The organism is Pseudomonas sp. EA_5y_Pfl2_R50 (assembly GCF_963970475.1).
GTDB lineage: Bacteria > Pseudomonadota > Gammaproteobacteria > Pseudomonadales > Pseudomonadaceae > Aquipseudomonas.
The window spans coordinates 364,225-377,608 of the sequence record NZ_CAXAPT010000001.1 but is presented as its reverse complement, the minus strand read 5'-3'; the positions used below and the strand labels follow the sequence as shown (position 1 = coordinate 377,608).

Sequence of the window (13,384 nt, the reverse complement as noted above, 5' to 3'; positions counted from 1 at the left end):
AAGAGGACTCCCATGCGTCTTATCCGCATGCTGCTGCCAGTACTGGCTTTGACCACCCTCACGGCCCACGCCGATGACAAGGACGTGGCGCGTCTGACCCAATTGCTGGAAACATCCAGAACCCTGAGCGCGAACTTCTCGCAGCTGACCCTCGATGGCAGCGGTACCCAGTTGCAGGAAACTACCGGCGACATGACCTTGCAGCGTCCCGGCCTGTTCTACTGGCACACCAATGCGCCAGCCGAGCAGACCATGGTCTCCGACGGCAAGAAAGTCACCCTGTGGGACCCGGACCTGGAACAGGCCACGATCAAGAAACTCGACGAGCGTCTGACCCAGACCCCGGCACTGCTGCTATCCGGCGACGTGTCGAAGATCAGCCAGAGCTTTGATATTTCCGCAAAAGAGGCGGGCGGCGTGATCGACTTCACCCTCAAGCCGAAGACCAAAGACACCCTGTTCGACAACCTGCGCCTGTCGTTCCGCAACGGACTGCTCAATGACATGCAACTGATCGACAGCGTCGGCCAGCGCACCAACATCCTGTTTACCGGGGTCAAGGCCAACGAGCCGGTACCGGCCTCCAAGTTCAGGTTCGACATCCCCAAGGGTGCCGACGTGATCCAGGAATAAACGCAAAACCCTGTGGGACAATGATCTGCTCCAGATCAAATAGAGGTTTCAACGCTACGTGATGGATCTGTTTCGCAGTGCACCGATTGCCCAGCCACTGGCCGCGCGTTTGCGTGCGACCAATCTGGACGAGTACGTCGGTCAGGAGCACGTGCTCGCTCGCGGCAAGCCTCTGCGTGAGGCGCTGGAGCAGGGCGCGCTGCATTCGATGATCTTCTGGGGCCCGCCAGGTGTCGGTAAAACCACCTTGGCGCGGTTGCTTGCGGAGGTCTCGGATGCGCACTTCGAAACGGTCTCGGCGGTACTCGCCGGGGTCAAGGAGATCCGGCAAGCCGTTGAAATCGCCAAGCAGCAGGCCGGCCAGTACGGCAAGCGCACGATTCTGTTCGTCGATGAAGTGCACCGCTTCAACAAATCCCAGCAGGATGCGTTCCTGCCTTACGTTGAAGACGGCACGCTGATTTTCATCGGCGCCACTACCGAAAACCCTTCGTTCGAACTCAATAACGCCTTGTTATCGCGGGCCCGCGTCTATGTGCTGAAAAGCCTCGACGAAGCCGCGTTGCGCAAACTGGTGCACCGCGCACTGACCGAAGAGCGCGGGCTGGGCAAGCGCAACCTGAGCTTGAACGACGAAGGCTTCCAGATGCTGCTGTCGGCCGCCGATGGCGACGGTCGGCGTCTGCTCAATCTGCTGGAAAACGCCTCTGACCTGGCCGAAGACAACAGCGAGATCGGCACCGAACTCCTGCAAAGTCTGCTCGGCGACACCCGTCGACGTTTCGACAAGGGCGGCGAAGCCTTCTACGACCAGATTTCGGCGCTGCACAAATCGGTGCGCGGCTCCAATCCTGACGGTGCGCTGTACTGGTTTGCGCGGATGATCGACGGCGGTTGTGATCCGCTGTACCTCGCCCGGCGCGTGGTGCGCATGGCCAGCGAAGACATCGGTAATGCCGATCCACGCGCCCTGAGCCTGTGTCTGGCGGCGTGGGAAGTGCAGGAACGTCTCGGCAGCCCGGAAGGCGAGTTGGCCGTGGCTCAGGCCATCACTTATCTGGCCTGTGCGCCAAAAAGCAATGCGGTGTACATGGGCTTCAAGACCGCTTTGCGCGCCGCTGCTGAAAACGGTTCGCTGGAAGTGCCGCTGCACCTGCGTAACGCACCGACCAAACTCATGAAACAATTGGGCTACGGCGACGAATATCGCTACGCCCACGATGAGCCGGACGCCTATGCCGCCGGTGAAGACTACTTTCCTGAAGAGCTCGAGCCGATTGCGTTCTACCAACCGGTGCCGCGCGGCCTGGAGTTGAAGATCGGCGAGAAGCTCAACCACCTCGCTCAACTGGATCGTTTAAGCCCTCGGCAACGGAGAAAATAGTGCTTCCATTGATCATCGCGGTCTCCGCCGGCGGCATGGCCGGCACCTTGTTGCGCTTCGCCACCGGCAATTGGATCAACGCCAATTGGCCGCAGCACTTCTATACCGCGACGCTGGCCGTTAATATCGTGGGCTGCCTGTTGATTGGCGTGTTGTACGGCCTGTTTTTGATACGCCCGGAGGTGCCGATCGAGGTGCGTGCCGGGTTGATGGTCGGCTTCCTCGGGGGGCTGACGACTTTTTCATCCTTTTCACTGGATACGGTGCGCCTGCTGGAAAGCGGGCAAGTGCCGCTGGCCCTGGGCTATGCGGCACTCAGCGTATTCGGCGGGCTGCTCGCGACATGGGCTGGCCTGTCCTTGACCAAACTTTGATAACGAGAAACCGACATGCTCGATTCCAAACTGTTACGTAGCAACCTTCAGGACGTAGCGGACCGCCTGGCTTCCCGTGGCTTTGCCCTGGACACCGCGCGCATCGAAGCGCTGGAAGAACAGCGCAAGACCGTCCAGACCCGCACCGAAGCACTGCAGGCTGAGCGTAACGCGCGTTCCAAATCCATCGGTCAGGCCAAGCAGCGCGGCGAAGACATCGCGCCGCTGATGGCGGACGTCGAGCGCATGGCGGGCGAACTGAGCGCCGGTAAAGTCGAACTGGACGCGATCCAGACCGAACTGGACTCGATCCTGCTCGGCATTCCCAACCTGCCACACGAATCCGTGCCAGTCGGCAAAGACGAAGACGACAACGTCGAAGTGCGCCGCTGGGGTACGCCGACTGCGTTCGACTTCGAAGTAAAAGACCACGTTGCCCTGGGCGAGAAGTTCGGCTGGCTGGATTTCGAAACCGCCGCCAAGCTGTCCGGCGCGCGTTTTGCCCTGTTGCGTGGCCCGATTGCCCGCCTGCACCGCGCCCTGGCGCAGTTCATGATCAACCTGCACGTCAACGAGCACGGTTACGAAGAGGCGTACACGCCTTATCTGGTCCAGGCTCCGGCGCTGCAGGGCACCGGTCAACTGCCGAAGTTCGAGGAAGACCTGTTCAAGATCGCCCGCGAAGGCGAAGCCGATCTGTACCTGATCCCGACTGCCGAAGTGTCGCTGACCAACATCGTTGCCGGCGAAATCGTCGACTCGAAACTGCTGCCGATCAAGTTCGTGGCGCACACCCCGTGCTTCCGCAGCGAAGCCGGCGCGTCGGGCCGTGACACGCGCGGCATGATCCGTCAGCACCAGTTCGACAAAGTTGAAATGGTCCAGATCGTTGAGCCGTCGACCTCGATGGAAGCGCTGGAAGGCCTGACCGCCAACGCCGAAAAAGTCCTGCAACTGCTCGGGCTGCCTTACCGCACCCTGGCGCTGTGCACCGGCGACATGGGCTTCAGCGCGGTCAAGACTTACGATCTCGAAGTGTGGATTCCAAGCCAGGACAAGTACCGCGAAATCTCGTCGTGCTCGAACTGCGGCGACTTCCAGGCCCGCCGCATGCAGGCGCGTTTCCGTAACCCGGAAACCGGCAAGCCTGAGCTGGTGCACACCCTGAACGGTTCCGGCCTGGCCGTTGGCCGTACCCTCGTTGCCGTACTGGAAAACTACCAGCAGGCCGATGGTTCGATCCGCGTTCCGGACGTATTGAAGCCCTACATGGGTGGCCTTGAGGTCATCGGCTAAATGAAATATCTGCCGCTGTTTCACAACCTGCGCGGCAGTCGTGTGTTGGTCGTCGGTGGGGGGGAAATTGCCTTGCGCAAATCCCGCCTGCTGGCCGATGCCGGTGCGCTGCTGCGGGTGGTCGCACCTGAAATCGAAACGCAACTGCGCGAGCTGGTGGTTGCTAGCGGTGGCGAATGCCTGCTGCGCGGTTACGTCGAAGCGGATCTGGACGGTTGCGGGCTGATCATCGCCGCCACTGACGACGAAGCGCTGAATGCACAAGTGTCCGCCGATGCCCATCGGCGTTGCGTGCCGGTCAACGTGGTCGATGCGCCGGCCTTGTGCAGCGTGATCTTCCCGGCCATTGTCGACCGTTCGCCGCTGATCATCGCGGTTTCCAGCGGCGGCGATGCTCCGGTGCTGGCACGCCTGATTCGCGCCAGGATTGAAACCTGGATTCCATCGACCTACGGCCATCTGGCCGGCCTCGCTGCGCGTTTCCGCAATCAGGTGAAAAACCTGTTTCCGGATGTGCAGCAGCGTCGCGGATTTTGGGAAGACGTGTTTCAAGGGCCGATTGCCGAGCGGCAACTGGCCGGGCAGGGCGCCGAAGCCGAGCGTTTGTTGCAAGCCAAGATTGATGGCGAAGCGATGGTCACCACCGGTGAGGTGTATCTGGTCGGGGCGGGGCCGGGTGATCCGGACCTGCTGACCTTCAAGGCCTTGCGTTTGATGCAGCAGGCCGATGTGGTGTTGTACGACCGTTTGGTCGCGCCGGCAATTCTTGAGCTGTGCCGTCGCGACGCCGAGCGTGTCTACGTCGGCAAGCGTCGTTCCGACCATGCTGTGCCGCAGGATCAGATCAACCAGCAACTGGTCGATCTGGCCAAGGCCGGTAAACGCGTGGTGCGGTTGAAGGGCGGTGATCCGTTCATCTTCGGCCGTGGCGGCGAAGAGATCGAAGAACTGGCCGCCCACGGCATTCCGTTCCAGGTCGTGCCGGGGATTACGGCGGCCAGTGGTTGCGCGGCGTATGCCGGAATTCCGCTGACCCATCGTGATCACGCGCAATCGGTGAGCTTTGTCACCGGGCATTTGAAGGACGGTTCCACCGACCTGCCGTGGGCCGACCTCGTCGCGCCGGCGCAAACGCTGGTGTTCTACATGGGGCTGGTGGGATTACCGGTAATCTGCGAGCAGTTGATCAAGCATGGTCGCTCGGCCGAAACCCCGGCGGCGCTGATCCAGCAGGGCACCACGGTCAATCAGCGGGTGTTCACCGGCACGCTGGCCGACTTGCCGCGACTGGTGGCGGAGCATGAAGTGCATGCACCGACACTGGTGATTGTCGGTGAAGTGGTGCAGTTACGCGAAAAACTGGCGTGGTTTGAAGGAGCCCAGGCGCAGGTCTGAAAAACCGGGTCGCCTCTTTCGCGGGCAAGCCCGCTCCCACACTGGATCTGTGTCATGCACAAATCCCCTGTGGGAGCGGGCTTGCTCGCGAAGAAGCCTTCAAAAACACCACATCAATCAACCCCGACGCCACACCCCTTTCCCAGCCAGCCGCGCCCGATCATGGGCCACCGTGAAATCCTGCTCCGGTCCTTTCGGCACAACCCCGGTCGGGTTGATGGTCTTGTGACTGCCGTAGTAGTGATGCTTGATGTGCTGGAAATCTACCGTTTCGGCAATCCCCGGAACCTGATACAGCTCACACAGCCAGTTCGACAGGTTCGGGTAATCGGCGATCCGCCGCAGATTGCACTTGAAGTGACCGTGATACACCGCATCAAAGCGAATCATCGTGGTGAACAGGCGCACATCGGCTTCAGTCAGGTACTCCCCACTCAAATAGCGATTGGCACCTAACACGCGCTCCAGGTGATCCAGTTCGGCAAACACCTCATCGAACGCTTCTTCATAAGCCTGTTGCGACGTTGCAAAACCTGCGCGGTACACACCGTTGTTCACCGCCGGGTAGATACGCTCGTTCAGCGCATCGATTTCACCGCGCAACGGCGCCGGATAGAAGTCCAGCTCATTGCCGGTCAAACCATCGAACGCGCTGTTGAACATGCGGATGATTTCAGCTGATTCATTGCTGACGATGCGTTGCAGTTTCTTGTCCCACAACACGGGCACCGTGACGCGGTCGGTGTAATCGGCTGTATCAGCGGTGTAGCGCTGGTGCATGAAATCGAAACCGTCGAGTTTGTCGCCGGTCGAGCCGAGCGCCTTGTCGAAGGTCCAGCCGTTTTCCAGCATCAGCCAGCTGACCACAGACACGTCGATCACACCTTCCAGGCCTTTGAGTTTACGCAGGATCAATGTGCGATGCGCCCAGGGACAGGCGAGGGAAACGTAGAGGTGATAACGTCCGGCTTCAGCGGCAAAACCGCCTTCGCCACTGGGCCCGGGCTGACCGTCAGCGGTCACCCAGTTGCGGCGTTGTGCCTGTTCGCGCTGAAACGCGCCGTCCTTGCTGCTTTCGTACCACTTGTCCTGCCAGCGGCCATCGACGAGTAAACCCATGATCAAGACTCCATAAACCAATAATCGTTGGAGTCGAGTCTATTCCGATGAGTTCGAACAAAAAGCGCAAAGATCGGGCGTGAATGATCGGTTAAATCGATTTGTTCCGCGCCGCCCAGAATTGCTCGGCGGTTTCGAAGGCTTGCTCACGGCTTTGGCCGAGACCACGCAACGCCAGGGCCATCGTCGAAATCAGCGCCATTTGTGGATAGCTGTCGACCACATCGCCACGCCAGACGGCTTTCAGATGTTCAATGTCCAGGGTCGCCGGTTTGACGTGGCGCTGGGCCGACATCTGTGGCCATTCTTCATCCCAGCTCTCGCCACCCGTGGTGCCGTAGAGATGGCTGGCAGCATCCGGGTTGATCTCGATCTCGCCGCCGTCGCCCTTGACCACAATCGCCGTGTCACCGAGCAAGCCGCTGGCATCGCGATGCACCGCCTGATAGCCGGGGTGGAAAATGCTTTGCAGCCCGCACCTTGCACCCAACGGGTTGAGAATTCGCGCCAGCGAATGAATCGGCGAACGCAGACCGAGCGTGTTGCGCAGGTCGATCATTTTTTGCAGGGGCGGCGCCCAGTCCACCAGCGGCATGAACGCCAGACCACTGTTGTCCAGCGCCGCGCCGACCTGTTGCCAGGTGCGACACAGGGGTATGTTCAATTCGCCGAGCAGTTGCTCGCTGTACAGACGCCCGGCGGTGTGCGCGCCGCCGCCGTGCATGAAGATGCGCACGCCGTTTTGCGCCAGGCACTTGGCCGCGAGCAAATACCACGGCAGATGACGCTTCTTGCCGGCGTAGGTCGGCCAGTCGAGGTCGACGTTCAGCGCCGGCGCCTGCAAGCGCTGGCGCAGGGCTTCGGTGAAACCGGCCATTTCCTCGGCGCTTTCTTCCTTGTGCCGCAGCAGCATCAAAAACGCCCCGAGCTGGGTGTCTTCGACCTTGTCGTCGAGCACCATGCCCATCGCTTCCCGGGCTTCTTCGCGGGTCAGGTCGCGGGCGCCGCGTTTGCCTTTGCCGAGGATGCGCACGAACTGGGCGAACGGGTGTTCGGCGGGCGTTTCGAGGGTCAGCGCTGGAAAGTCGGTCATAAACAATTCGTCGGTTTGGGCAGGCCCGCCAGTTTTGCGGCGAGTTTGGCAGGGGTGCCTTTGAACAGTCGGTTCAGGTGCAGGCTGTTGCCTTTGTCTGCACCGAGTTTCAACGCGGTGTACCTGATCAGCGGGCGCGTGGCCGGCGACAGCTGGAACTCGGCGTAGAAGCTGCGCAGCAATTGAAGGACTTCCCAGTGATCCGGGGTCAACTCGATCTCTTCGGCGGCGGCGAGGGCGCTGGCGACGTCTGCCGACCAGTCGCTGAGGTCGACGAGAAAGCCGTCCTTGTCGAGTTCGATGGCGCGGGTGCCGACGGTCATGGAATTCATAGCCAACTGTTGACCTTGTCGTGACGGATCGACAGCTCGACGAAGCCCGGATAATCGACGAGTTCGGCCCAGTCCGGGACGTTCACGGCGCGAGCCTGTGCATCCTCGGTCAACACGAACAGTGGGATGCGGCGGCCTTCCAGCGCGGCGAACGGCGCGGTGCCCGGTTGCAGCGCGTAGACAGCGTCACCGGACAACAACACAGCATCAGCACTGCCGAGCAGACGCAGGCAGCTGTTCAGGCGTTCGTCGCCAAACGGGGAGTGGGAGAGCACATGCAGAGTCGACATCAGAGGGTGATCACTTGGTCGTAACGGTCAATAAGGGCGGTGATTTGCTCGGCGGCAAGCGGCTCGGCTTCGTCCAGCGACAGGTCGGCGAGGCCGCGAGCGCTGGCGCTCTGCGCACAGTAGAACAGTGCTTCAACGCCAAACATCGGCAGCGCTTGCAGGTTGGCACTCAGGTCTTTTTGTTGCAGGGCCTTGGCATTCTGCCCGGCGGCCAGTTGCAGCACGCCGTCATCGAGAAACAACAGGCCGATCGGCAGATCGAAAGCGCCTCCGGCCAGTACGATGTCCAGGGCTTCGCGAGCAGCGGGACCGGACCAGGGCGACTGCCGGCTGATGAGCAACAGGGATTTGGCCATCTTACGCGCCTCCGAAACAGATCAAGCGGTCGGCATCTTGTATCGCGTCATGCAACTGGCCGAGCCCGGACAATTCCCACGGCGCGTTGACGCAGACGGCGTCACGCTGATAGCGCTTGGCTTCTTCGCCATTCAGCGTGCCACGACGCAGGGCTGCAGCGATGCACACCACACCGTCCAGTTGTTGCTCGCTGATGAAGGTGCGCCATTGTTTGGGCAGGTCCAGCTCATCCTGCGGGGTAACCACCGCGTCGGAGGCGTTGTAGACGCCGTCCTGATAGAAAAACAGCCGGACGATCTCATGCCCACCGGCCAGCGCAGCTTGCGCAAACAGCAGGGCGCGGCGCGAGGAGGGCGCATGGGCGGCGGAAAACAGCGCAATGGCGAACTTCATGACGGACTCGATCAGCAAAACTGCGGCCATGATAAAGCTTTATCGAGGCCGCCGCGAAACCTTGTAGGAGTGAGCCTGCTCGCTCCTACCGAGATTTTTGTTGTCCTCGGTTAGCGGGGCATGTAGCCCAGTTGCCAGCGCCGCGGGATTTTCAGGGAGAGCAGGCCGATCAGCGCAGCCAGCGAACCGCTGACAAACATCGCCTGGAGCCCCAAATGGTGTTCCAGCACCGCCCCCAGAATCGCGCCGATAAACATTCCGCTCCATGGCACCAGCTGCACCCGCCAGCCGCTGCGCCGTTCGCCAAGCATCCAGCGGCCCAAGCCTCGTCCGAATCGCGACAAGGCGCCGGTGACATAGGTGAGACCGACCGGTAAGCCATTCACTTCTTCTACTGACGCGTTGAGCATGCCCATTGCGATGATTGCCGCCATGAGGGCCGGCAGTTGTGTGTCGAATGGCCAGGCCGCCGCCGCGCAAAGGAGGGTGGCGATGCACAGCAGCAACGGTAGCGCCCGGCGCCCGCCGAATCGAGCCACGACCACGCCCAAGGCATTGCCGACGATAAACGTCGCAATGAGGATCAACAAACGCAGGGTTAGCCCGATATCGCCATCGCTGATTGCCACGGCAAGTCGGGTGGTGTTGCCGCTCATGAATGAGACGAAGTCGCCGCTGGCCATGAAGCCGATGGCGTCGGTCATGCCGGCCAGTACCGAGAGGCTGGCCACCAGCGCCAGACCAATCCGCCCGCGCCACTTCCGGGTGTGCAGGTGGCCGGGGCTGGCGCGGTCAGTCGAGGCGGATGGCAGCATCAGGGGCGGTGTCCTTTGGCGGCGGTGACGGTTCTATGCCATACAGATCGCAATATTCCAGCCAATCCATCCCGGCCATTTCCGCGACTTCACGGTGTACTTCAAGGCGCTGCGCCTGATACTCCTCAGGCGAAGCCGCCGTCAATTGCAAGGTCAACTCCCAGGCGAACAGCCCGAGACTTTCCGCTTCGGCTTCAAACGCTTCATGCAGGCGTTCTTCACGATACTGAGCCTGAGTTTCGCCCTTGGCCTGGGCCAGCAACGGGTTGAGATGGTCGAGTGTTTCGCGCAACTCGGGGCGCGCATCGAGAAACACTTTCAGGGCGTGTTCATGTCGCTGGTCGGTGGGCGCCATGTGTTTTCCTTGTGAGGCTGATGACCTTAGGTTGCCGCAGCGGCGTGCGCCTGTCTCGCTATAAATGCAGTAAAGCAGAACGATTTCTGCCGCTGCGATGATACAGTCCGCTTTTTTCTGAATGAGCGAATGCAATGCGAATTCTGATGGTAGCGCTGGCTGCGACACTGCTGGCCGGTTGCGCAGGCTCGGTAATGGACGATGCTCGCACGAAAACTCCCTATAAGGTGTTGACCTCGGACAAAGCCGAAAAAGACGTGGCGCGCTGTGTGCAATTCGGCTGGCAGGACGAAGCGGTGTTCGGCGTGGATGCGGCAGCGTATCTGGAACCCCGTGAATCGGGCGGGACGACGGTCTATACCCGTTCGGCGGAGTCGTTTGTCGACGTGATCACCGAGGTTTCGGGCACGGTATTGAACTACTACGCGCAGCAGGACGACTTTGTCGCCAAGCGCCGGTTGGCGGCGTTGGCGACCTGTCTGTAGGGCCAGTGGTTGCGGTGACGTTCAAGCCGCCTTCGCGGGCTTGCTCGCGAAGGGGCCAACGCAGTCAACGGATAAGCCGCTTTTGGAAGAAATGCCGCTTATGTCCCAGTGGGTAATCCAGAATCTCTCCGCATTCGCTAAATCCAAGCTTCCTGTAAAACTCAGGTGCCTGGAAGGAGAAGGTGTCGAGCCAGATGCCGACGCAGTCTTTTTCTCGCGCCAGATCCTCCGCCCTCTGCATCAACTGCGAACCAATGCCCTTTCCGCGGCCCTGTTCCGGCACCGCCAGTAGCTCAATGAACAGCCAACGATAGAACGTGTGGCCATACAATCCACCAAGAATAGCGTCGTGTTCGTCACGCACTAACAGAGCGATCGGCTCGAATGTCGAAGGTCCGGCGTTGGCAACGTTGTGCGCGCGCAGCGGCGCGAGAATGGCTGTGCGTTCTTCCTCGGTAGGGTTTTGTGACAGCTCGATTCGCAGGTTCATGCCCGAGTTCCTTGTGATGTGAGCCCGCAGCCTATCCTGCCCGGCAGTGATCTTCCAAGCCCCTCTCAACCCGGTGGAACTGCCGCTCATGCGCCGGGGTCTAGCCTTTACAGCGTCACTCCAGCACGCGGTTGATGAGGAAACCCCATGAATATTTTCGAAGCCCTTCGCGAAAGCCATGATCGCCAGCGTAGCTACGCCAAGACCCTGATCGAAACCAGTGGCGATACACCGGAGCGGGTCGAGGCCTACAAACAGCTCAAGGCAGAGCTCCAGGCTCATGAAACTGCTGAGGAGCGCCATTTCTACATTCCGTTGATGGAACTTGATGAGGGTGTCGATCTGAGCCGCCATGCCATCGCCGAACACCATGAAATGGACGAGATGATGGAAGAACTCGACGAGACCGAGATGTCCAGTCCGGCGTGGTTGGCAACCGCGAAGAAGCTGTCGGACAAGGTTCATCATCATTTGAAAGAAGAAGAGCAGAAGTTCTTCCAGATGGCCGGCAAGTTGCTCAACGAAAAACAGAAAGAACAGCTCGCCGGGCAATACGAAAAGGAGTTCCGGGCACAGTTGTCTTGAGTACTGAATGGCAGTGTTTGCAGTTCGGCGTGTAATCCTTTGGCGTCATCTGGGGTGGGCGTTATCGCAAATGACTGGATATACATCCAGTGTTTTCGGTGTTTTGCTGTCCGTCACTCGCTGACTGCGACAAAACCGCCCCATGGACAAAAAATTCGCCTCCGTTAGCTTGAAGGCCTCTCCTCGGACAGGAGAGTTCTTTAATCAACGGAGTGAAAAACATGAATCAATCTCAAGCACATACCCAACTGCGGCACGGCCGCGTCATTTCCCCGGCGAGCCGCGGGGCGGTGGCCATCGAGCAAGGATTGCTCGGCGCCTGGCAGGTCAACGAGATGGAAGGCGGGAAGAACTTCCCGGCGCTGGCAGCGGGACCGTTTCCGGCGCCATACCAGAGTGACTCGGACAGTGTCACGCCTCCAGCCGACGGCTACATTCTCAGCGGTGGCAAGAGTGATGCCCGCGACTGCGTGAACTTCACCAATGAAGAGATGAGCAAGCAGCTCGCTCGACCGTTTACCTGGCCGCTGCTCAATGTCTCGCCGGGACAAACCCTCGAAATCAAGTGGCAATACACCGCGCCGCACACCACTCGCGGCTATCGCTGGCTGATTACCAAGGACGGTTGGGATCCGAAACAGCGCATCACTCGTGCGCAACTGGAACCCCAACCGTTCTTCGAGGACTTCTACACTCAGGTGCCGTATTACAGCTATCCGAATGAGCTGAAGGCCAAGGTCAGTCACGCGGTGCAATTGCCGTCCAGCAAAAAAGGCCATCACGTGATTGTGCTGATGTGGATTGTCGCCAACACCGGCAACGCCTTCTATCAGGCGTTCGACGTCGACTTCAAATAACGGCGCCGCGTCGCCAAACCCAAACGTTCTGAAGGATTAGAACATGGCAAACATCGATTTTTCTTTAGTGCAAAACGCCGCGAGCGATGCCGCCTCCCTGATGCCGGGCATTGCCGGCAAGAAGATTCTCATGGGCTTCTGGCACAACTGGCCCGCAGGCCCGAGCGACGGTTACCGTCAGGGCCGCTTCGCCAGCCTGTCGCTGGAGGACGTGCCCAAGGAATACAACGTCGTCGCGGTAGCCTTCATGAAGGGCAGCGGGATTCCGACCTTCAAGCCGTACAACGTTTCCGATGCCGAGTTCCGCCGCCAGGTTGGCGTGCTCAACAGCGAGGGGCGAGCCGTGTTGATTTCCCTCGGTGGCGCTGATGCGCACATCGAGTTGCGCAGCGGTCAGGAACAACCGCTGGCCAATGAAATCATCCGCCTGGTGGAAACCTACGGATTCGACGGGCTGGACATCGATCTTGAACAGAGCGCGATTGATTTCGCTGCCAACAAGACCGTCCTGCCGGCCGCGCTGAAACGGGTCAAGGATCACTACGCAGGCCAGGGCAAGCACTTCATCATCAGCATGGCCCCGGAGTTTCCTTACCTGACCAGCAGCGGCAAATACGTCGGCTACCTGCAAGCACTGGAAGGCTACTACGACTTCATCGCCCCGCAGTTCTACAACCAGGGTGGCGACGGCGTCTGGGTGCCGGAAGCCAATAACGGAGCAGGCGCCTGGATCGCGCAGAACAACGACGTGCTGAAAGAGGATTTCCTCTACTACCTGACAGAAAGCCTGGTCACCGGCACGCGTGGATTCACGCAAATTGCGGCGGACAAGTTTGTGATCGGCCTGCCGGCCAACAACGATGCTGCCGCTAGTGGTTATGTGATCGACAAGACCGTCGTCGGTAACGTCCTCAAACGTCTGGCGATCAAGGGGCTGGCGATCAAAGGCCTGATGACCTGGTCGGTGAACTGGGACAACGGCACCAGCAAGGAGGGCGTGCCTTACAACTGGGAATTCAGCCGGCGTTATGGGCCGTTGATTCACGGGGTGAGTACCGTTGAGGCGAATGTCGAGGACAGGTTGTCGCACATCGCTCGTTAGCTGCAAGTCAAGAAGCCCGGTAGCGCTGC

The 13,384-nt window shown here is 60.2% G+C and carries 17 protein-coding genes and 1 pseudogene; 9 read left to right on the top strand and 9 right to left on the bottom strand.

The features are described 5' to 3' along the window. Window positions 1-12: 12 nt before the first annotated feature. The 5 genes from lolA (at window position 13) to cysG (ending at window position 5,082) form a co-directional block, all read left to right on the top strand. Entirely contained in the window at window positions 13-633 is a 621-nt protein-coding gene (gene lolA / locus AACY19_RS01700) for an outer membrane lipoprotein chaperone LolA (RefSeq protein ID WP_339447323.1), read from the top strand. Between the two features lie 61 nt (window positions 634-694). Further along, complete coding sequence (locus AACY19_RS01695; RefSeq protein WP_339447322.1) at window positions 695-2,017, top strand: replication-associated recombination protein A; 1,323 nt, start codon at window positions 695-697, stop codon at window positions 2,015-2,017. Then, window positions 2,017-2,391, top strand: a complete 375-nt coding sequence (crcB, locus tag AACY19_RS01690; RefSeq protein ID WP_339447320.1) for a fluoride efflux transporter CrcB — start codon at window positions 2,017-2,019, stop codon at window positions 2,389-2,391. The genes AACY19_RS01695 and crcB overlap by 1 nt, the downstream gene beginning before the upstream one ends. A gap of 15 nt (window positions 2,392-2,406) precedes the next feature. Continuing rightward, window positions 2,407-3,687 carry a serine--tRNA ligase gene (gene serS / locus AACY19_RS01685; RefSeq protein ID WP_007908080.1) on the top strand — a complete coding sequence of 427 codons (1,281 nt, stop codon included), beginning with the start codon at window positions 2,407-2,409 and terminating at the stop codon, window positions 3,685-3,687. Next, window positions 3,688-5,082: a siroheme synthase CysG gene (gene cysG / locus AACY19_RS01680; RefSeq protein WP_339447316.1), complete on the top strand. Its 1,395-nt coding sequence runs from the start codon at window positions 3,688-3,690 to the stop codon at window positions 5,080-5,082. A gap of 117 nt (window positions 5,083-5,199) precedes the next feature. Here cysG and AACY19_RS01675 read toward each other — a convergent pair whose 3' ends face one another. The 8 genes from AACY19_RS01675 to AACY19_RS01640 all read right to left on the bottom strand — a co-directional run bounded on the left by AACY19_RS01675 (window position 5,200) and on the right by AACY19_RS01640 (window position 9,836). Continuing rightward, complete coding sequence (locus tag AACY19_RS01675) at window positions 5,200-6,201, bottom strand: glutathione S-transferase family protein (protein WP_339447314.1); 1,002 nt, start codon at window positions 6,199-6,201, stop codon at window positions 5,200-5,202. Between the two features lie 91 nt (window positions 6,202-6,292). After that, the gene (locus AACY19_RS01670; RefSeq protein ID WP_339447312.1) at window positions 6,293-7,294 is read right to left on the bottom strand and encodes a glycosyl transferase family protein; all 1,002 of its coding nucleotides are present in this window, start codon (window positions 7,292-7,294) and stop codon (window positions 6,293-6,295) included. Continuing rightward, window positions 7,291-7,626, bottom strand: coding sequence for a TusE/DsrC/DsvC family sulfur relay protein (locus AACY19_RS01665; protein ID WP_339447310.1), 336 nt, complete (start codon window positions 7,624-7,626; stop codon window positions 7,291-7,293). Before AACY19_RS01665 ends, AACY19_RS01670 begins: the two co-directional genes overlap by 4 nt. After that, a complete protein-coding gene (gene tusB / locus AACY19_RS01660; RefSeq protein WP_339447308.1) occupies window positions 7,623-7,916 on the bottom strand; it encodes a sulfurtransferase complex subunit TusB in 294 nt (97 codons plus the stop codon). The genes AACY19_RS01665 and tusB overlap by 4 nt, the downstream gene beginning before the upstream one ends. After that, window positions 7,916-8,272: a sulfurtransferase complex subunit TusC gene (gene tusC, locus AACY19_RS01655; RefSeq protein ID WP_339447306.1), complete on the bottom strand. Its 357-nt coding sequence runs from the start codon at window positions 8,270-8,272 to the stop codon at window positions 7,916-7,918. The genes tusB and tusC overlap by 1 nt, the downstream gene beginning before the upstream one ends. Window position 8,273: 1 nt before the next feature. Continuing rightward, window positions 8,274-8,666 carry a sulfurtransferase complex subunit TusD gene (tusD, locus tag AACY19_RS01650; RefSeq protein WP_339447304.1) on the bottom strand — a complete coding sequence of 131 codons (393 nt, stop codon included), beginning with the start codon at window positions 8,664-8,666 and terminating at the stop codon, window positions 8,274-8,276. 110 nt (window positions 8,667-8,776) lie between these two features. Beyond that, the gene (locus AACY19_RS01645; RefSeq protein ID WP_339447302.1) at window positions 8,777-9,481 is read right to left on the bottom strand and encodes a YoaK family protein; all 705 of its coding nucleotides are present in this window, start codon (window positions 9,479-9,481) and stop codon (window positions 8,777-8,779) included. Then, window positions 9,459-9,836, bottom strand: coding sequence for a DUF6388 family protein (locus AACY19_RS01640; protein ID WP_339447300.1), 378 nt, complete (start codon window positions 9,834-9,836; stop codon window positions 9,459-9,461). The genes AACY19_RS01645 and AACY19_RS01640 overlap by 23 nt, the downstream gene beginning before the upstream one ends. 134 nt (window positions 9,837-9,970) lie before the next feature. Here AACY19_RS01640 and AACY19_RS01635 point away from each other — a divergent pair, with 134 nt between their 5' ends. Then, window positions 9,971-10,321: a hypothetical protein gene (locus AACY19_RS01635; RefSeq protein ID WP_339447298.1), complete on the top strand. Its 351-nt coding sequence runs from the start codon at window positions 9,971-9,973 to the stop codon at window positions 10,319-10,321. A gap of 64 nt (window positions 10,322-10,385) precedes the next feature. Here the strand turns inward: AACY19_RS01635 and AACY19_RS01630 are convergent, their stop codons facing one another. After that, the gene (locus tag AACY19_RS01630; RefSeq protein ID WP_339447296.1) at window positions 10,386-10,811 is read right to left on the bottom strand and encodes a GNAT family N-acetyltransferase; all 426 of its coding nucleotides are present in this window, start codon (window positions 10,809-10,811) and stop codon (window positions 10,386-10,388) included. A gap of 147 nt (window positions 10,812-10,958) precedes the next feature. On the opposite strand from AACY19_RS01630, the gene AACY19_RS01625 reads away from it, so the two are divergent. The 3 genes and pseudogenes from AACY19_RS01625 to AACY19_RS01615 all read left to right on the top strand — a co-directional run. Further along, entirely contained in the window at window positions 10,959-11,396 is a 438-nt protein-coding gene (locus AACY19_RS01625; RefSeq protein WP_339447294.1) for a hemerythrin domain-containing protein, read from the top strand. A 221-nt stretch (window positions 11,397-11,617) separates the two neighbouring features. Next, complete coding sequence (locus AACY19_RS01620; RefSeq protein WP_339447292.1) at window positions 11,618-12,253, top strand: lytic polysaccharide monooxygenase auxiliary activity family 9 protein; 636 nt, start codon at window positions 11,618-11,620, stop codon at window positions 12,251-12,253. Between the two features lie 43 nt (window positions 12,254-12,296). Continuing rightward, window positions 12,297-13,298: pseudogene (locus AACY19_RS01615) on the top strand (chitinase); the annotation flags it as partial. Between the last annotated feature and the right edge of the window lie 86 nt (window positions 13,299-13,384).